This is a genomic window from Geodermatophilus normandii (assembly GCF_003182485.1).
Taxonomy (GTDB): Bacteria; Actinomycetota; Actinomycetes; order Mycobacteriales; family Geodermatophilaceae; genus Geodermatophilus; species Geodermatophilus normandii.
The window spans coordinates 2,241,582-2,258,813 of record NZ_QGTX01000001.1; the positions used below are offsets into that span (position 1 = coordinate 2,241,582).

17 protein-coding genes are annotated in these 17,232 nt (G+C 75.1%); 5 read left to right on the plus strand and 12 right to left on the minus strand.

From position 1 onward, the window contains the following. Positions 1–58: 58 nt before the first annotated feature. The 5 genes from JD79_RS11075 to JD79_RS11095 all read right to left on the minus strand — a co-directional run bounded on the left by JD79_RS11075 (position 59) and on the right by JD79_RS11095 (position 6,598). Complete coding sequence (locus JD79_RS11075; protein WP_110005549.1) at positions 59–739, minus strand: response regulator; 681 nt, start codon at positions 737–739, stop codon at positions 59–61. Continuing rightward, positions 736–1,920: a sensor histidine kinase gene (locus JD79_RS11080; RefSeq protein WP_146220424.1), complete on the minus strand. Its 1,185-nt coding sequence runs from the start codon at positions 1,918–1,920 to the stop codon at positions 736–738. Before JD79_RS11080 ends, JD79_RS11075 begins: the two co-directional genes overlap by 4 nt. Positions 1,921–2,025: 105 nt before the next feature. Beyond that, entirely contained in the window at positions 2,026–2,739 is a 714-nt protein-coding gene (locus JD79_RS11085; RefSeq protein WP_110007630.1) for a metal-dependent hydrolase, read from the minus strand. Positions 2,740–2,890: 151 nt separating this feature from the next. Continuing rightward, positions 2,891–3,076 carry a DUF6104 family protein gene (locus tag JD79_RS11090; protein ID WP_073421659.1) on the minus strand — a complete coding sequence of 62 codons (186 nt, stop codon included), beginning with the start codon at positions 3,074–3,076 and terminating at the stop codon, positions 2,891–2,893. Between the two features lie 36 nt (positions 3,077–3,112). Further along, complete coding sequence (locus JD79_RS11095) at positions 3,113–6,598, minus strand: multifunctional oxoglutarate decarboxylase/oxoglutarate dehydrogenase thiamine pyrophosphate-binding subunit/dihydrolipoyllysine-residue succinyltransferase subunit (RefSeq protein WP_110005551.1); 3,486 nt, start codon at positions 6,596–6,598, stop codon at positions 3,113–3,115. A 60-nt stretch (positions 6,599–6,658) separates the two neighbouring features. On the opposite strand from JD79_RS11095, the gene JD79_RS23735 reads away from it, so the two are divergent. Further along, positions 6,659–6,850 (plus strand): hypothetical protein, encoded by a 192-nt coding sequence (locus JD79_RS23735; RefSeq protein ID WP_245900367.1) that lies wholly within the window; start codon positions 6,659–6,661, stop codon positions 6,848–6,850. Between the two features lie 272 nt (positions 6,851–7,122). Here JD79_RS23735 and JD79_RS11105 read toward each other — a convergent pair whose 3' ends face one another. Genes JD79_RS11105 through JD79_RS11115 form a run of 3 tightly spaced genes read right to left on the minus strand, consistent with a single transcriptional unit; the run spans position 7,123 to position 9,724 of the window. Further along, positions 7,123–7,929, minus strand: coding sequence for an ankyrin repeat domain-containing protein (locus JD79_RS11105; RefSeq protein WP_110005553.1), 807 nt, complete (start codon positions 7,927–7,929; stop codon positions 7,123–7,125). A 44-nt stretch (positions 7,930–7,973) separates the two neighbouring features. Next, entirely contained in the window at positions 7,974–8,741 is a 768-nt protein-coding gene (locus JD79_RS11110) for an ABC transporter permease subunit (RefSeq protein ID WP_110005554.1), read from the minus strand. Then, entirely contained in the window at positions 8,738–9,724 is a 987-nt protein-coding gene (locus JD79_RS11115; RefSeq protein ID WP_110005555.1) for an ABC transporter ATP-binding protein, read from the minus strand. The genes JD79_RS11110 and JD79_RS11115 overlap by 4 nt, the downstream gene beginning before the upstream one ends. A 200-nt stretch (positions 9,725–9,924) precedes the next feature. Between JD79_RS11115 and JD79_RS11120 the strand changes: the two genes are divergently transcribed. The 3 genes from JD79_RS11120 (at position 9,925) to JD79_RS11130 (ending at position 13,241) form a co-directional block, all read left to right on the plus strand. After that, positions 9,925–10,383, plus strand: a complete 459-nt coding sequence (locus tag JD79_RS11120) for a universal stress protein (RefSeq protein ID WP_110007631.1) — start codon at positions 9,925–9,927, stop codon at positions 10,381–10,383. 13 nt (positions 10,384–10,396) lie between these two features. Further along, a complete protein-coding gene (locus tag JD79_RS11125) occupies positions 10,397–11,512 on the plus strand; it encodes an adenylate/guanylate cyclase domain-containing protein (protein WP_245900018.1) in 1,116 nt (371 codons plus the stop codon). Between the two features lie 85 nt (positions 11,513–11,597). Then, complete coding sequence (locus JD79_RS11130; protein WP_110005556.1) at positions 11,598–13,241, plus strand: ABC-F family ATP-binding cassette domain-containing protein; 1,644 nt, start codon at positions 11,598–11,600, stop codon at positions 13,239–13,241. Here JD79_RS11130 and JD79_RS11135 read toward each other — a convergent pair. From JD79_RS11135 to JD79_RS11145, 3 genes are read right to left on the minus strand one after another with little or no spacing between them, the layout of a single operon-like run. Beyond that, the gene (locus tag JD79_RS11135; RefSeq protein WP_110007633.1) at positions 13,234–13,776 is read right to left on the minus strand and encodes a GNAT family N-acetyltransferase; all 543 of its coding nucleotides are present in this window, start codon (positions 13,774–13,776) and stop codon (positions 13,234–13,236) included. The two genes, JD79_RS11130 and JD79_RS11135, sit on opposite strands and share 8 nt — an antisense overlap. Before the next feature lie 2 nt (positions 13,777–13,778). After that, on the minus strand, positions 13,779–14,891 hold the full coding sequence (locus tag JD79_RS11140) for a PHA/PHB synthase family protein (RefSeq protein WP_110005557.1): 1,113 nt from the start codon (positions 14,889–14,891) through the stop codon (positions 13,779–13,781). Beyond that, the gene (locus tag JD79_RS11145) at positions 14,812–15,225 is read right to left on the minus strand and encodes a hypothetical protein (RefSeq protein WP_110005558.1); all 414 of its coding nucleotides are present in this window, start codon (positions 15,223–15,225) and stop codon (positions 14,812–14,814) included. The genes JD79_RS11140 and JD79_RS11145 overlap by 80 nt, the downstream gene beginning before the upstream one ends. A 123-nt stretch (positions 15,226–15,348) precedes the next feature. On the opposite strand from JD79_RS11145, the gene JD79_RS11150 reads away from it, so the two are divergent. Then, a complete protein-coding gene (locus JD79_RS11150; protein WP_211307932.1) occupies positions 15,349–16,119 on the plus strand; it encodes an SDR family NAD(P)-dependent oxidoreductase in 771 nt (256 codons plus the stop codon). A gap of 45 nt (positions 16,120–16,164) precedes the next feature. Here the strand turns inward: JD79_RS11150 and JD79_RS11155 are convergent, their stop codons facing one another. Then, on the minus strand, positions 16,165–17,058 hold the full coding sequence (locus JD79_RS11155) for an alpha/beta fold hydrolase (RefSeq protein ID WP_110007635.1): 894 nt from the start codon (positions 17,056–17,058) through the stop codon (positions 16,165–16,167). Between the last annotated feature and the right edge of the window lie 174 nt (positions 17,059–17,232).

A 17,232-nucleotide genomic window follows, 5' to 3' on the forward strand; every position in this document is an offset into this window, starting at 1 on the left:
AGGACGGCGCTGCGGATCGTCACACCGGGGAGCCGTCCCGCGGGTGCTACCGGGGTACTCAGGAGCCCGGTGCGACCAGCCCGGTCTCGTACGCCAGTACCACCGCCTGCGCCCGGTCGCGCAGCCCGAGCTTGGTGAGGACGCGGCTCACGTGCGTCTTCACCGTCTGCTCGGCGAGCACCAGGTGCGCGGCGATCTCGGTGTTCGACAGTCCCCGCGCGACCAGCCCCAGCACCTCGGCCTCCCGCTCGGTGAGCGCCGCGAGCACCTGCGGCCGGGTCGGGGCGGGTGTCACCGGGCGGGCGGCGACGAAGTCGGCGATCAGCCGGCGGGTGACGGCAGGCGCGAGCAGCGCGTCCCCGGCCGCGACCACCCGCACCGCGTGCAGCAGTTCCGCGGCGGGCGCGTGCTTGAGCAGGAAGCCGCTCGCCCCGGCGCGCAGCGCGTCGTAGACGTAGTCGTCGAGGTCGAAGGTGGTGAGGACCAGCACCCGCGGGTGCGGCCCGTCCCCGGCCAGCAGCGTCCGCGTCGCCTCCAGCCCGTCGAGCACCGGCATCCGGACGTCCATGAGGACGACGTCGGGGGTGCAGCCGGCGGCGACCAGCTCGGCGTGCGTGCGCAGCGCGGCGGCGCCGTCGCCGGCCGCTCCGACCACCTCGATGTCGGGCTGGGCGCCGAGCAGTGCGGCGAAGCCCTCGCGGACCATCTCCTGGTCGTCGACCAGCACCACCCGGATCACCCGGCGACCTCCGCCAGCGGGAGCTCGGCGAGCACCCGGAACCCGGCGTCGGGCGTGGGGCCCGCGGTGAGCCGGCCGCCGTGCAGCTCGGCCCGCTCCCGCATCCCGGCCAGCCCGGCACCGGCTCCGGCGGTGCCCGGCGCGCGACCCGGGCCGTTGACCACCTCGACCCGCAGGACGCCGTCCGCGCGACCCACCGTCACCCGCACCGGCGCGCCCGGTGCGTGCTGGGCGGCGTTGGACACCGCCTGCTGCACGATCCGGTACACGGTCAGGCCGAGGGTGTCGGGCAGGTCGACGTCCTCGACCGAGACCTCCAGGTCGGTGCCCGCCGCCCGGACGCCGGCGAACAGCTCGCCCAGGTCGGCGGTGCCCGGCTGCGGTGCCCGCTCGGCGGACTGGTCCTCGGTGCGCAGCACCCCCAGCAGCCGCTGCAGCTCGGTGAGCGCCGAGCGCGCGGTGCCGGCCACCTCGGCGAGCTCGGCTCCCGCGCGCTCGTCGAGGGGCGCCAGCCGGTAGGGCGCGGTCTCGCAGCGCACGGCGATCAGCGAGAGGTGGTGGGCGACGACGTCGTGCATCTCCCGGGCGATCCGGGCCCGCTCGGCCAGCGCCCCGCGCGCGGCCTGCGCCTCCGCCGTCCGGGCCTGCTCCGCCTCCAGCGCGCGGCGGGCGTCCCACCGGGCGCCGAGGCTGCCGCCCACGACCAGCGACGCCAGGACACCGACGACGCCGATCGGCAGCGTCAGCCGCAGGTCGACCGGCCACGGGGTGGTCGCGCCGAGCACCGTCACCAGGACCAGCGAGACGACGGCCACGCCGACGCTGACCCGCCGCGCCGAGGCCCACGCCGCGGCGAGCAGCACCGGGCACCAGAGCAGCCACTGCCAGCCCTCCAGGACGGGCGCCGGCGCCGGGGGAGGGGGCAGCACGTACCCGGTGAGGACCAGGCCCAGCAGCGACAGCCGCCAGCCGTCCAGCGGCCGCCGCACCGCGAGGACGAGGCCGACCAGCAGCGGCGCGGCGCACAGGAGGAACAGGCCGCCGCTGACCCGCGGCTCGCCGGAGCCCGACGTCGTCGTCGCGACGACGAACGCGTAGACCACGGCCACCAGCAGCAGCGCGCGGTCCCAGCGCCGCCGGCGGGCCGCCACGGCGGCCGGCCGCTGTCGACGGCGGTCCACAGCGCGGCGGCCACCGCGCGCGGGAGGGCGCGCAGCACCGGCAGCCACCAGCGCGGCGCGGAGCGGACGTCGGTCATCGTCCGCGCACGCTAGCGCCGCCGGGCCCTATCCGAGGCTGAGCAGGTCCTGCAGGTAGGGGTCCAGCGCCTCGCGCGCGCCGGTGTTGGCATAGACGAACCACACCGCGACGCCGAGGAACAGCGGGGCGAGCACCGCCTTCTCCAGCGTCGTCCCGGTGCGCATGGGCGTGAGCGCGATCCGCTTGCGCTTGGCCAGCCACAGCACCGGCAGCGGCACGCCCTGCCTGGTGATGAGGTCCCCGGCGATGTGGGTGAGCACGCCGAGCCCGACCGCGGCCGGCAGCCACGTCGGCTGGGGGGAGTGCGCGAGCAGCAGCCAGGCGCCGCCGAAGGACAGCAGCAGGTTGCCGACGACGGTGTTCTCCGCGCGGCCGGGGATGACGAAGTGCAGCGCCCGCAGCGCCAGGCCGATCGCCAGCGCCATCACCACGAGGCTCGACCAGAACAGGTTGGCCGCCGCGAGCGCCAGCGCCCCGAAGGCCAGCGGCGCGAGGAGCGCGTCGTGGGTGCCCCAGCGGTGCCCGCCGGCCAGCCGGCCGATCGCCCCGGAGGGGACGTCGGTCACCGGGCCCCACATGTCCGAGACCGTGGAGCCGGTGTGGTCGAGGTCGGGCAGCATGGCGAACCCGCCGGCTGCGGCGACCCAGGCGACCTGGGCGACGGTGCCCTCGACGGGCGCCCAGGGGAGGGTCGCCGCGCCCGCCGCGAGGCCGGAGAGGGCGTGTGAGTGACCGAGCACGGACACAGCGTGCCGCCGTCCGCGGCCCGGCCGGTGCAGGCGCACCGGCGGGAGGATCAGGCAGGCTCACCGGGCCGCGTCCTGGCTCACCGTGGGCGGTGAGCCAGGACGCGGCGCGACCAGCTCAGCTGATCGTGCGGTCAGGCGTCAGTCAGTCGTCGTCGACGTCGTCCGTGCCGCCGCGGGCCAGCCAGGTGGCCAGCCGCTCGATCGGCACCTCGAAGTCGGGGTTCTGGTCGACGAAGGCCTGCAGCTGGTCGGCCAGCCAGGCGAGGGTGACCTGCTCCCCGCCCCGCCGGTCGGCCAGCTCCTCCAGCCCGCGATCAGTGAAGTACACGGCCGGAACGTCCTCCCGTGGAGTGCACGTCCGTGCTCAGTCGGCGAAGGCCTGGGCGATGAGCTCCTTCTGCTCGACCTCGTGCACCTTGGCCGAGCCGACCGCCGGGCTGGCCGAGGCCTTCCGGCTGACCCGGCGCAGCGCCCGGCCGTCGAGGTGCTCGGGCAGGTTGCAGGCCATGAACTGCCAGGCGCCCATGTTCGCCGGCTCCTCCTGGACCCAGACGAGGTCTCCGGCGTTCGGGTAGCGGTCGAGCGCCGTGCGGATCTGCTCGGCCGGCAGCGGGTAGAGCTGCTCGACCCGCAGGACGGCGGTGTCGGCGCGGCCCTCGCTCTCCCGCTGGGCGAGCAGGTCGTAGGCGACCTTGCCGCTGCACAGCAGGACCCGGCGCACCGCGGCGTCGTCGAGCGGCTCGCCGCCCACGCCCGGGTCGCCGAGCACCGGGCGGAAGCCCTCGTCGGTGAAGTCCGCGACCGGGCTGACGGCGGCCTTGGCGCGCAGGAGCGACTTCGGCGTGAACACGACCAGCGGCCGGTGCACGTCGGAGAGCGCCTGCCGGCGGAGCAGGTGGAAGTAGTTCCCCGGGGTCGAGCAGTTGGCGACGGTCATGTTGTTCTCCGCCGACAGCTGCAGGAACCGCTCGATGCGGCCGCTGGAGTGGTCCGGGCCCTGGCCCTCGAGGCCGTGCGGCAGGAGCAGCACCACGCCCGAGCGCTGTCCCCACTTGGCCTCGCCGGAGGAGATGAACTCGTCGATGACCATCTGCGCGCCGTTGACGAAGTCGCCGAACTGCGCCTCCCAGAGGACCAGGGCCCGGGGGTTGGCCACCGAGTAGCCGTACTCGAAGCCGAGCGCGGCGTACTCGCTGAGCAGCGAGTCGTAGACGAAGAACTTCGCCTGGTCCCCGGACAGGTGGGCCAGCGGTGTGTACTCGCCGGCGGTCTCCCGGTCGATGAGGACCGCGTGCCGCTGCACGAACGTGCCGCGGCGGGAGTCCTGACCGGCCAGCCGCACCGGGACGCCCTGCATGAGCAGGGACCCGAAGGCGAGCAGCTCGCCCATCGCCCAGTCGATGCCGCCCTCGCTGACCATCGCCGCGCGCCGCTCGAGCATCCGCTTGAGCTTCGGGTGCGCGGTGAAGTCCTGCGGCAGCGAGACGTGCGCGTCGCCGATCGCCTTCATCACCTCGGCCGAGACGGCGGTGGTGACGGGCGAGACCTGCTGCGCCGGCTGGTCCATGACCGGCTGGGGCTTCGGGGTCTCGGTGATGTCGTGCGTCTCGGCGAAGGCCCGCTCGAGCTGCCCGCGGAAGTCCTTCAGCGCCTCCTCGGCCTCCTGCAGCGTGATGTCGCCGCGGCCGACCAGCGCCTCGGTGTAGAGCTTCCGCACCGAGCGCTTGCGGTCGATGATCTCGTACATCAGGGGCTGGGTCATCGACGGGTCGTCGCCCTCGTTGTGCCCGCGGCGGCGGTAGCAGACCAGGTCGATGACGACGTCCTTCTTGAACGCCTGCCGGTACTCGACGGCCAGCCGGGCCACGCGCACGCACGCCTCGGGGTCGTCGCCGTTGACGTGGAAGACCGGCGCGTTGACCATCCGCGCGACGTCGGTCGAGTAGAGGCTCGACCGCGACGAGGCCGGGCTGGTGGTGAAGCCGACCTGGTTGTTCACGACGACGTGCACGGTGCCGCCGGTGCGGTAGCCGCGCAGCTGGGAGAGGTTCAGCGTCTCCTGGACGACCCCCTGGCCGGCGAAGGCCGCGTCGCCGTGCAGCAGGACCGGCAGGACGGTGAAGCCCTGCTCGCCCTTGTCGATCATGTCCTGCTTGGCGCGGACGACGCCCTCGAGGACGGGGTTGACCGTCTCCAGGTGCGAGGGGTTGCTCGCCAGCGAGACGTCGATCTTCGCGCCCGGGCGGAACGGGTTCTCGAAGGTCCCCTCGGCGCCGAGGTGGTACTTGACGTCGCCGGAGCCCTGCACGGTGCCGGGGTCGATGTTGCCCTCGAACTCGCCGAAGATCTTGGCGTAGCTCTTGCCGAGCACGTTGGCCAGCACGTTGAGCCGGCCGCGGTGCGGCATGCCGATCGCGACCTCGTCGAGGCCGTGGTCGGTGCCGGCGATGAGCACCTCGTCGAGGACCGGGATCAGCGACTCGCCACCCTCGAGGCTGAACCGCTTCTGCCCGACGTACTTGGTCTGCAGGAAGTTCTCGAACGCCTCGGCGGCGTTGAGCCGGCCGAGGATGTGCTTCTGCTTCTCCCGGTCGGGCTGCTCGGCCTTGACCTCGACCCGCGACTGGAGCCACTCGCGCTCCTCGGGGTCGGTGATGTGCATGTACTCCACACCGACGGTGCGGCAGTAGGAGTTGCGCAGCACGCCGAGGATGTCGCGCAGGGCCATGACCTTCTCGCCGGCGAAGCCGCCGACGGGGAAGGTGCGGTCGAGGTCCCACAGCGTGAGCCCGTGCTGGAGGATGTCGAGGTCGGGGTGGCTGCGGACCTTGAACTCGAGCGGGTCGGTGTCGGCCAGCAGGTGGCCGTTGCGCCGGTAGGACTCGATGACCTCGATGACCCGGGCTTCCTTGTCGATCTCCCCCTCGCGGCTGACCCGGACGTCGGGCATCCAGCGCACCGGCTCGTAGGGGCAGCGCAGCGACCGGAAGACCTCGTCGTAGAAGCCGTCCTCGCCGAGCAGCAGCGCGTGCAGCCGGCGCAGGAAGTCGCCGGACTCGGCGCCCTGGATGATCCGGTGGTCGTAGGTCGAGGTCAGCGTGATGATCTTGGAGATGCCGAGATCGGTCAGCGCCTCGGGGCTCATCCCCTGGAACTCGGCCGGGTACTCCATGGCCCCGACGCCGATGATCGCGCCCTGGCCGGCGGTCAGCCGCGGCACCGAGTGGACGGTGCCGATCGTGCCGGGGTTGGTGAGGCTGATCGTGGTGCCCTGGAAGTCCTCGAGGGTCAGCTTGCCGGCGCGGGCGCGGCGGATGACGTCCTCGTAGGCGCCCCAGAACTGGGCGAAGTCCATCTGCTCGGCGCCCTTGATCGAGGCGACGACGAGGGAGCGGGAGCCGTCGGCCTTGGGCAGGTCGATGGCCAGGCCGAAGTTGACGTGCTCGGGCTGCACGAGGGTCGGCTTGCCGTCGACCTCGGCGAAGGCCGCGTTCATGTTCGGGAAGTCGTCCAGCGCCCGGACCAGCGCGTAGCCGATCAGGTGGGTGAAGGAGACCTTCCCGCCGCGCGAGCGCTTCAGGTGGTTGTTCAGGACGATGCGGTTGTCGGCCAGCAGCTTGGCCGGCACCGCGCGCACGCTCGTCGCCGTCGGGACGGTGAGCGAGGCGTTCATGTTCTTGACGACGCTCGCGGCGGCACCGCGCAGCGGCGTCCGCTTGGGCCCGTCGGAGGCGGCGGCAGCCGGCGCAGGGGCCGGGGCGGCCGGCTTCGAGGCGGGTGCGGCCGCCGTCTTCTGGTCGGCGCGGTCGGCGGCCCGGTCGACGACGGTCGCCTCGGTGCGCTCGGGCACGCGGGTCGAGCGCGGCGTGGGCTCCGGGGCGCCGGGGGCGACGGCGGGCTGCTCGGGCGGGTGGCCGAGCCCTCGGCGTCGGCGACGGCCGGGCGCTCGGGGGAGGTGGCGGCGGCCACGGGGGCCGGCGTCTTCGGGGCCGCACCGTCGGCCGGTGCGCCGTTGCCCGCCGGCTCGGGGGCGGGGGCGGGGACGGTGGCGGTGGCCTCGTCGCGGTCGTCGCTGGCGGCGACCGGGCTGCCCGGCCGGTAGTCGGCGAAGAACTCGTGCCAGGCCTGGTCCACGCTGGACGGGTCGGCGAGGTACTGCTGGTACATCTCCTCGACCAGCCACTCGTTGGTGCCGAAACCCGCCACCGCGGAGGAGGACGAGGTGGTGGACGGCCGGGATGAGTTGTCGCGTGACACGGGGCGAGTGCCTTCTTCGTCGTCGGTGGACGTCGCTGGACCGGGGTCGGAGTCTACGCCCGTCCGTTTCCCCGGACCCGCGCGGAGCGGGCCGTCCCGGCTCGCGGCCCGGCCGGGTCAGTCGGTGGCGCCGGAGGCGACGAGCAGGTCGACGAGCGCGTCGCGGACACCGGCCTGACCTGCGTCGCGCCGGTGGCGGGCCGCGGCGACCCGGCCGATGTCCAGCGCGCTCGCGCCGTCGGTGGTGGTGGCGTTGACGTCGGCACCGGCGGCCACCAGGAGCCGCACGACCTCGGGCGCGTCGCCGCCCGGGCCGGCCGCGACGGCCTCGTGCAGCGCGGTGCGGCCGGTGTCGGGGTCGCGGCGGCCGACGGTGGCGCCGGCGTCGAGCAGCACCCGCACCAGGTCGGGCCGGCAGGTGCCGGCCGCCGCGGCCAGCGCCCCGCCGTCGGGGTCGGCGCCGCGGTCGAGCAGCAGGCGCACCGCGCGGGCAGCGCCGCCGGCCGCGGCGACGGTGAGCAGGTCCCAGCCGCCGGCGGGGTCGCGCAGCGGCGCGCCGTCGTCGAGCTCGGCGGCGAGCCGGTCGGCGTCGTCGAGGAACGCGGCCGCCGGCGCGTCGACCGCCGCGCCCAGGCCGGTGAGGACGCCGACGAGGTGCGGCGCGTGCTCGACGGCCACGTGCAGCGGCGTCCGGCCCGACCCGGTGCGTGCGCCGAGGTCCGCGCCGGCGTCGACGAGCACGCGGACGACGTCCTCGCGGCCCTGCGCGACGGCGAGGTGCAGGGGCGTCCAGCCGTCGTCCCCGGCGTGCTCGACCGTGCCGGCCAGCAGCCGGGGGGCGTCGGCGACGGCGGCGCGCACGGCGTCGGTGTCGGCGTCGGCCACGAGCCGGCCGAGCCGCGAGGCGGTCATCCGCGTGGTCATGCGGGAGCCCTCCTGGATACGGGGGGAGACGTGCCGGCGTGGGCTCAGCCGACGTCGCGGCGGACGGCGAGGAAGGTGCCGAGCAGCGCCGCGAGCAGACCGTAGCCGAGCAGCAGCAGGCCGCCCTGCCAGGGCTCCAGGAGCTCCGGTGCCTGGAAGTCGGAGGTGATCGCCTGCACCGCCCCGCCGGGCAGCCACTTGTAGGCGCCCTGGACGGCGCCGATCGAGGAGATGATCGGCTCGGCCACGTACAGGTACACCAGCGCGCCGACGATCGCGCCGACCTGGTTGCGCAGCAGCGCGCCGACGCCCACGCCGATGACGGCGAAGACGACGAGCACCAGCCCGGCCGCGGCCAGCGTCCGCAGGTTGTCGGCGTCCAGCGACGGCGCCGCCCCGCGGGCCCCGGCGTAGACCATCACCACCCCGACGACGACGGCGAGCACCAGCAGCGCGAACGGCACGGCCGCGGCGCCGTAGGCGAGCAGCTTGCCGGCGACCACGCGGCCGCGGCGCGGGGTGGTGAGGAAGGTCGGCGTCGCGGTCCGGTGCCGGTACTCCTGGGTCATCCCGATGATGCCGAGGATCAGGAACAGCACGCTGGCGTTCGCCGCGACGGAGAAGACGACCTCCTCGTACTGCGGCGTGCCCACCGCAGGCAGCCCGGGCTGGCCACCGTCCGGCTCGGCGCCGGCCAGGCCGGTGAACAGCGCGGCGAAGCCCCCGGCCATCAGGCAGGCGCCCAGCACCAGGCCGATCCACACGCGCGTGGTGAACAGCTTGGTCCACTCGGCGCGGACGAGCGCGGTCATCGCAGGGCCCCCTCGGCGGTCACGGCGGTCGCGCCCGGCGCGGTCGTGCCCGCGGCGAACTGCTCCTGGCCGGCGGTGAGCCGGAAGTAGAGGTCCTCGAGGCCGGTGGCCTCGGCGCGCAGCTCGTGCAGCTCGATCCCGGCGGCGAACGCGCGCGCGCCGACGGCGGCCGGCGTCGTGCCGGTGGAGGTGACCAGGCCGTCGTCGCTGCGGCTGGCGGGGATGCCGGCCTGCGTGAGCACGGCGGCCAGCCGGTCGGCCTCGGGGCTGCGGGCGAGCACGCTGCCGCCGGAGGCGCCCTCGCGCAGCTCGGCGATCGAGCCCTGCCGCACCAGCCGGCCGGCACCGACGATGACGACGCGGTCGGCGGTCTGCTCCACCTCCGACAGCAGGTGGCTGGAGACCAGGATCGTGCGGCCCTCGTCGTGGGCCAGGTGCCGCAGGAAGCCCCGCAGCCAGAGGATGCCCTCGGGGTCCAGGCCGTTGGCCGGCTCGTCGAGGACCAGCACCGGCGGGTCCCCGAGCAGCGCGGTCGCCAGCGCCAGCCGTTGCCGCATGCCGAGGGAGTAGCCGCCGGCGCGGCGCTTCCCGGCCGCGGTGAGCCCCACGCGGTCGAGCACCTCGTCGGCACGGGTCACCGGCAGGCCCGCGGCGCGGCAGTACACGCGCAGGTGGTCGCGGCCGGAGCGGGCTGGGTGGAAGGCGGTCTCGAGGACGGCGCCGACGGTGCGCACGGGCTCGCGCAGGCCCGCGTAGGGGATCCCGTCGAAGGTGGCGCTGCCGGCGTCGGGGGAGACGAGACCGAGGACCATCCGCAGGGTCGTCGTCTTGCCCGCGCCGTTGGGCCCGAGGAAGCCGGTCACCGAGCCGGGCTCCACGGTGAAGCCGAGGTCGGAGACCGCCCGCACCGTCCCGAACGTCTTGCTCAGACCGGACACCTCGACCCGCACGGGCCCCGCGTGCCCGGCAGTGGCGCTGGTCATCGGTCCTCCTCGCCGTCGGTCCCCGTGCAGCCGCCATCCTGGCCCACGCGGTGTCCTCTGCCGAGGGTCCGGCGCGACGGCGCGCCGCCGGTCGACGCCCGGCAACCCGCCGTCCACCAGCCGTTTCCCCGTCCCCCGTCCGGGGAGCCGGACCGTGACCGGCGGCACAGGCCCGCGGTGCGCTCACTACAGTGCGCGCCGTGAGCGCCTATCGGACGGTGGTGGTCGGGACCGACGGCTCGGAGTCCTCCCTGCGGGCGGTCGCGCGGGCCGGTGCCCTCGCCGGTGCCTGCGGGGCGACGCTCGTGGTGACCTGCGCCTACCTGCCTCCCGAGGTCGACGACCGGGAGCTGTCCCGGGCCCAGGACGTGCTGCGCGACGAGGCCTACCAGGTGGTCGGGTCGCACCCGGCCGAGGACACCGTCCGCCGGGCCGGGGACGCCGCCCGGGCCGCCGGTGCGGGCGAGGTGCGCACCGTCGCCGTCGTCGGCTCGCCGGTGGAGGCGCTGCTCGACGTCGTCCGCCGCGAGGACGCCGACCTGCTCGTCGTGGGCAACCGCGGGCTCACCGGCGTCAAGGGCCGGTTGCTGGGCTCGGTGCCCGCCGACGCCACGCGCCGCTCGGCCTGCGACGTGCTCGTCGTCCACACGACGGGCTGACCCGGGACCCGTCGTGGACCCCGCCGCACCCCCGCCGGGAGACGCCGACCGCGCCGCCGTGCGCGAGGCGCTCGAGCGGCTGCTGCTCGGCGGGCCGCGCCGGCTGACCCGGCTGGAGGTGGCCGCGGCGGCCGGGATGCCGCCGGAGCGCACCCAGCGGCTGTGGCGCGCGCTGGGCTTCCCCGACGTCGCCGACGACGACCCCGCCTTCACCCTCGCCGACGTCGGCGCGCTGGGGACCCTCTCGGCGCTCATCGACTCCGGCTTCGTCGACCCCGACACCGAGGCGTCGATCGCCCGCGCGACCGGGCAGGCGCTGTCCCGGCTGGCCGACTGGCAGACCGACCTGCTCGCCGACACCCTCGTCCGGCAGGCCCGCGAGCACGGCCCCGAGGCCGTGGACCCGGTGGCCGCGGCGGAGGTCCTGCTGCCGCTGCTCACCCGCACGCAGGACTACGTGTGGCGCCGGCACCTCGCGGCCAACCTCGACCGGCTCATGGCGGCCGGGGCGCCCGGGGACCGCCGCGAGCTCGCCGTCGGCTTCGCCGACCTGGTCGGCTACACCACCCGCTCGCGCGGGATGGGCGGGCGCGAGCTCGGCGCGATGGTCGAGGCGTTCGAGGCGACGGCGACCGAGGTCATCGCCCGCTCGCACGGCCGGGTGGTCAAGACCGTCGGCGACGGCGTGCTCTACACCGCGGCCTCGGCCGTCGACGCCGTCGAGATCGGGCTGACCCTGCCGGAGGCCTGGGACGCCCCCGACCGCCCGCCGCTGCGGGTGGGCGCCGCCTACGGCGCGGTGCTGACCCGGCTCGGCGACGTCTACTCGCCGGTGGTCAACCTGGCCAGCCGGCTGACGTCGGTCGCGCACGCCGGGACGGTGCTGGTCGACCGCGAGCTCGCCCGGCGCCTGCGCGGCGTGCCCGGGTACCGGGTGCGGCCGCTGCGGCGGGTGTCGGTGCGCGGCTACGACCACCTGCAGCCGTGGCTGGTGCGCCGGCGGCCCGGGGACGAGGAGGAGGACATCGCGCTGGAGGACATGCTCGACGAGATGGCCGACGAGGTGCTGGCCGCCGAGGACGACGAGCCGGACGACGGGCTCGACGACGGGATCTCGCGCGACGGCTGACGGCCCGCGCGCTACCGTGGCCCCGTGCTGTGAATCCGGAGACGACGTCGACCGCTGACCGTTCCGTCCTCCCGGGAGCACCTCCATGAGCGCCACCCTCGTCGCGCGCGGCCTGGCCGCCGGCCACGGCGCCCGCGTCCTCTTCTCCGACCTCGACCTCGTCGTCGCGCCCGGTGACGTCGTCGGCCTGGTCGGCGTCAACGGCGCCGGCAAGTCCACCCTGCTGCGCACGCTGGCCGGCGAGCTGCCGGCCGGCTCCGGCTCGATCACGCTGAGCCCGCCGACGGCGACCGTCGGCGCCCTGCCGCAGGAGCGCGAGCGGCGCGAGGGCGAGACGGTCGCCGCCGCGCTGGCCCGCCGCACCGGTGTGACCGCCGCCCAGGCCGCGCTCGACGCCGCCACCGCCGACCTGACCGAGGGCCGCCCGGGTGCCGACGACGCCTACGCCGAGGCGCTGGAGCGCTGGCTGGCCCTGGGCGGCGCCGACCTCGACGAGCGGCTGGAGCAGGTGCTGGCCGAGGTCGCGCCCGGCGTGGCGCCGGACGCGGCGATGCCCGCGCTGTCCGGCGGGCAGGCGGCGCGGGTCGGTCTGGCCGCGCTGTTGCTGTCCCGCTACGACCTGCTGCTGCTCGACGAGCCCACCAACGACCTCGACCTCGCCGGCCTCGAGCAGCTGGAGGCCTTCGTCGCCGGCGCCCGCAGCGGCATCGTGCTGGTCAGCCACGACCGGGAGTTCCTCGCCCGCACGGTCACCCGCGTCGTCGAGCTCGACCTCGCCCAGCAGCTGGTCCGCGTCGTCGACGGCGGCTACGAGGCCTACCTGGCCGAGCGCGAGGTGGCCCGCCGGCACGCGCGCGAGGAGTACGAGGAGTTCGCGGAGACGAAGGCCGAGCTGGAGGCCCGCGCCCGGATGCAGCGCAACTGGCTGGCCAAGGGCGTCCGCGACGCGGTCAAGAAGCAGAAGGACCCGGACAAGCACATCAAGGCGCACAACCGGTCGACGGCGGAGAAGCAGGGCGCCAAGGCCAAGCAGACCGAGCGGCGGATCGAGCGGCTGGAGGTGGTCGAGGAGCCCCGCAAGGAGTGGGAGCTGCGGATGACGATCGCCGCCGCGCCGCGGGCCGGGGCCGTCGTCGCCACCCTGCGCGACGCCGTCGTGCGGCGCGGGGACTTCACGCTGGGGCCGGTGAGCCTGCAGGTCGACTGGGGTGACCGGGTGGCGATCACCGGACCGAACGGGTCGGGCAAGACGACCCTGCTCGGCGCGCTGCTGGGCCGGGTGCCGCTGGACGCCGGCGCCTCCTCGCTGGGCCCCGCGGTGCGCCTGGGCGAGGTCGACCAGGCCCGCGGGCTGTTCACCGGCGACCGGCGGCTGCTGGACGCCTTCGGTGCGGAGGTGCCCGACTGGCCCACCGCCGAGGTGCGCACGCTGCTGGCCAAGTTCGGGCTGACCGCCGAGCACGTGCTGCGGACCGCGGCCACGCTCTCGCCGGGGGAGCGCACCCGCGCGGCGCTGGCGCTGCTGCAGGCCCGCGGGGTGAACGTGCTGGTCCTCGACGAGCCGACCAACCACCTCGACCTGCCGGCCATCGAGCAGCTGGAGTCGGCGCTGGCCGCCTACCCGGGCACGCTGCTGCTGGTGACCCACGACCGCCGGATGCTCGAGGCGGTCGCCACCACCCGGCGCATCGCCGTCGACGGCGGGCGGGTGACCGAGACGCTCAGCTGACGTCCTCGCCCAGGGCGTCCGAGAGGCCGACGGTGGCCATGCCGGACCAGGTGTCGTCGACGTGGTGGGCCAGGACCATGAGGTCGCGCAGGTTCCCCTCCCGGTCCCGGACCTGGTCGCGCAGCAGCGCCTCCCCGGTGAAGCCGAGGTCGGTGAACAGGGCCAGCGCCGCACCCTGCTCGGCGACGACCTCCACCACCAGCTTCGCCAGCCCGTCGCCGACCGCCGCCACCAGCGCGTGCCGGGCCAGCTGGCGGCCCAGGCCCGAGCCCCGCCGGGTGGGGGAGACGACCAGGCGCACCTCGCCGACGTGCGCCGACCAGCCGGTCAGCGGCCGCACGGCCACGTAACCGGCGACCTCCTCGCCGTCGAGGGCGACCCAGCGCCGGGCGCCGCCGGAGCCGGTGGCCCAGGAGCGGACGACGTCGGGATCGGTGACGTGCTCCTCGATGAAGGTCAGGTCCCCCTCGGGGAGGCTCTGGAAGAAGCGCACCAGCGCGTCGCTGTGCGCCGTCCCGAGCTCGACGACGTCCACGGTCACCCCTCCTGCCCGGCCGCCCGGCCGGGCGCGCTCTCGTCGCTGCGCTTGCGCAGGAACCCGATGATCTCCGGCACGGTCGTCTTGGCCGCCGTCCGGCCGACGACCAGGCCCATGTGGCCGGCGGAGAGCCGCAGCTCGTGCTTGTCCTCCGAGCCGACCAGGTCGATCAGCGGCGCGGTCGCGTCCGGCGGCACGATGTGGTCCCGGTCGGCGCGCACGGTGAGGAACGGCAGCCGGATGTCGGACAGGTGCACCCGGTCACCGCCCACGGTCAGCCGGTCGGTGATCATCCCGTTGTCCCGCACGAGCATCTGCACCGTCTCGCGCGCGGCGGCGCCGGGGAACGGGATGTGGTCGTCGGACCAGCCGGTCATCGCCTGGTAGGCCGACACGTACTCGTCGTTCCAGAGCCGCTCCCACAGCGTCACGTAGCGGGTGACCTCGGACGTGGGCGTGAGGGTGCGGAAGCCCTGGACGACCACGCGCGGGGGCACGTTGCCGTCCTCGTCGACGACGTCGTCGACCTCCATCCCGCCGCTGCGGAAGACGTCCGACATCGGCCCCATCTTCGTGAAGTCGACGGGGGTGGCCAGCACGCTCAGGCTGCGGACGGGCGCGTCGGGGTGGTGCGCGGCGTAGAGCAGGGAGAGGTCGCCGCCGAAGCAGTAGCCGAAGAGGTTGACCTCGTCGGCGCCGGAGATCTCCCGCACCCGCTCGATCGCCGCCGGGATGTAGTCGTCGACGTAGTCCTCGAGCCGGTTCTGCGCGTCCCGCTCGTCGGGCTCGCCCCAGTCGACCATGTAGACGTCGAACCCCGCGTCGAGCAGTTGCTCGATGAAGCTGTTGCCCGGCGTCAGGTCGAGGATGTAGCTGCGGCTGATCAGGCTGAACACGATGAGCAGCGGCGGCGAGTACCTGACCTTGTCGCTGCGGTAGTGCCACAGCTGGGTGCGGCCCCGCTCCCAGACGACGTCCTTGGGCGTCAGCCCGACGCCGGGGCGGTCGACCCCCGCGACGAGCTTGATGCCGTTACGAGCGCGGAGGGCGTTGCGCTCCACGTCGCGCCGGACGCGGTCGAGGACCGCTTGGGGGCTGGGCACCGTCGGCATCGGGTTCCTCCCGGGGGGCGTCGGCTGTCAGGGGGCGGCGGCGCTCGTTCTCCAGCTGCACGGTCAGCCGCCGGACCTCGCGGTCGAGCGCGCCGAGCTGGGCGCGCAGCCGGGCGAGGTCGGTGCCCGCGGGCAGGTTGACCAGGTGCCAGGCGCGCGCGGACACGCCGCGGGCGGTGTCCTTGGCGAGGTTCTGCGCGCGGCGCAGGAGACCCACGCCGGTGGCGAAGTAGGGCGTGCGGACCAGGCTCTCCGCGTGCGGGGTGACCCGCTTCTCGGCGGCGTCGAACGCCTGCCGCCACAGGGGCGTGCCCGGTGGTGTCTGCGCCGCCATCGACGTACCTCCTCCGCGTGGGACCGGCTGTCCGCCGGGCCTCCCTACCCGCCCGCCCGGTGATCTACCGCACAGCCTGGATACGGTCCGGGGGACGGTACGGGCACGTGAGAGGAGACCACGGTGGCGGACAGGACGATCCTGGACATGTTCCGGCTCGACGGGAAGGTCGCCGTCGTGACGGGCGCGTCCTCGGGACTGGGCGTGGTCTTCGCCCGGGCGCTGGCCGAGGCCGGCGCCGACGTGGCGCTGGGTGCCCGGCGCGAGGAGAAGATGGCCGCCACGAAGGAGGCCGTCGAGGCCACGGGGCGGCGGGCGATCACGGTGCGCACCGACGTCGCAAAGGTCGAGGACTGCCAGGCGCTGGTCGACGCCGCCATGGCCGAGTTCGGCCGGGTCGACGTCCTGGTGAACAACGCCGGCATCGGCACCGCGGCGCCGGCCACCCGCGAGAAGCCCGAGGAGTTCCGCGCGGTCATCGACGTCAACCTCAACGGCTGCTACTGGATGGCCCAGGCGTGCGGGCGGGTGATGAAGCCGGGCAGCTCGATCGTCAACATCTCCAGCGTGCTGGGGCTGACCACCGCGGGGCTGCCGCAGGCCGCGTACGCGGCGAGCAAGGCCGGCCTGATCGGGCTGACCCGCGACCTCGCCCAGCAGTGGACCGGCCGCAAGGGCATCCGGGTCAACGCGCTGGCGCCGGGCTTCTTCGCCTCGGAGATGACCGACCAGTACCCCGAGGGCTACCTCGACCAGCAGATGGGCCGGGTGCTCGTCGGCCGTGCCGGTGACCCGATGGAGCTGGCCGCGGCGCTGGTGTTCCTGGTCAGTGACGCCGGCGGCTACGTCACCGGGACGACGATCCCGGTCGAGGGCGGCATGCTCACCAGCTGACTCCTCCCGGGGCCCCGCGCCGCTCGGCGCGGGGCCCCGGGCGGCTCAGCGGCCGTCGGCGCGGTCGGCCAGCGCGGCGATCCGGTCGACGATCCGCGGCCACACCGCACGCGGCAGGTCGTGGCCCATGCCGTCGACGACCAGCAGCTCGGCGCCGGGGATCGCCGCCGCGGTGGCCCGGCCGCCGGAGACGTTGACCAGCGCGTCCTGCTCGCCGTGCACGACCAGCGTCGGGACGGCGACGCGCGCGAGGTCGGCGGTGCGGTCGGGGCTGGCGAGGATCGCGGCCAGCTGGCGGGCCACGCCGGCGGGGTCGTGGGCGCGGTCGAAGGACAGCCCGGCGCGCTCGCGGAGGGCGGCCTCGTCGAACTCGAAGCCGGGGGAGCCGATCACCCGGTAGGTGTCGACGGCGCGCTGCAGGGCGCTGTCCCGGTCGGTGGCCGGCGGCGCGAGCAGGACGCCCATCGCGGCCTCGGCCGGCGACCCGACCGCCGGGTCGCCCGTCGTCGACATGATCGAGGTGAGGCTGCGCACCCGCTCCGGGTGCCGGATGGCCATCACCTGGGCGATCATCCCGCCCATCGAGGCGCCGACCACGTGCGCGCTCTCGATGCCCAGGGCGTCGAGCAGGCCCACGGTGTCGTCGGCCATGTCGGCGAGGCGGTAGGCGACGCGGGAGTGGTCGCCGCCCATCACGGCGAGCACGTCGGGCGCGCCGGCGTCGTGCAGGTGGGTGGACAGGCCGATGTCACGGTTGTCGAACCGGACGACGAAGTGGCCGCGGTCGGCCAGCATGCGGCAGAAGTCGTCGGGCCAGCCGATCATCTGCGTGGCCAGGCCCATGACCAGCAGCAGCGGCGTGTCCTCCGCCGAGCCGAAGGTCTCATAGGCCAGCTCGACGTCCCCGACGCGGGTGGTCCGTACCCCGGTGTGCTCCATGCCGCGCACGCTAATCCCGCGGTCCTGAGCGGCGGAGGAGGGGCCGCCGGACGGCGCCGCGCGGGCCGCCGGCCGTCCGGCCACGGGCTCCCGCCGGCGGGGGTCCGTGCCGCTGGGCTCCGCCGCCACGTGCGGGCGGAGAGCGGGGAGTGCCGTGGCGGCGGAGGCACCGGA

Bases quoted from the DNA above. Each gene is read 5' to 3' on its own strand.
- JD79_RS11105 (WP_110005553.1), bottom strand. From the start codon at position 7,929: ATGACCACGCGGATGACCGCCTCGCGGCTCGGCCGGCTCGTGGCCGAC.
- JD79_RS11130 (WP_110005556.1), top strand. From the start codon at position 11,598: ATGAGCGCCACCCTCGTCGCGCGCGGCCTGGCCGCCGGCCACGGCGCC.
- JD79_RS11145 (WP_110005558.1), bottom strand. From the start codon at position 15,225: ATGGCGGCGCAGACACCACCGGGCACGCCCCTGTGGCGGCAGGCGTTC.
- JD79_RS11115 (WP_110005555.1), bottom strand. From the start codon at position 9,724: ATGACCAGCGCCACTGCCGGGCACGCGGGGCCCGTGCGGGTCGAGGTG.
- JD79_RS11140 (WP_110005557.1), bottom strand. From the start codon at position 14,891: ATGCCGACGGTGCCCAGCCCCCAAGCGGTCCTCGACCGCGTCCGGCGC.
- JD79_RS11155 (WP_110007635.1), bottom strand. From the start codon at position 17,058: ATGGAGCACACCGGGGTACGGACCACCCGCGTCGGGGACGTCGAGCTG.
- JD79_RS11110 (WP_110005554.1), bottom strand. From the start codon at position 8,741: ATGACCGCGCTCGTCCGCGCCGAGTGGACCAAGCTGTTCACCACGCGC.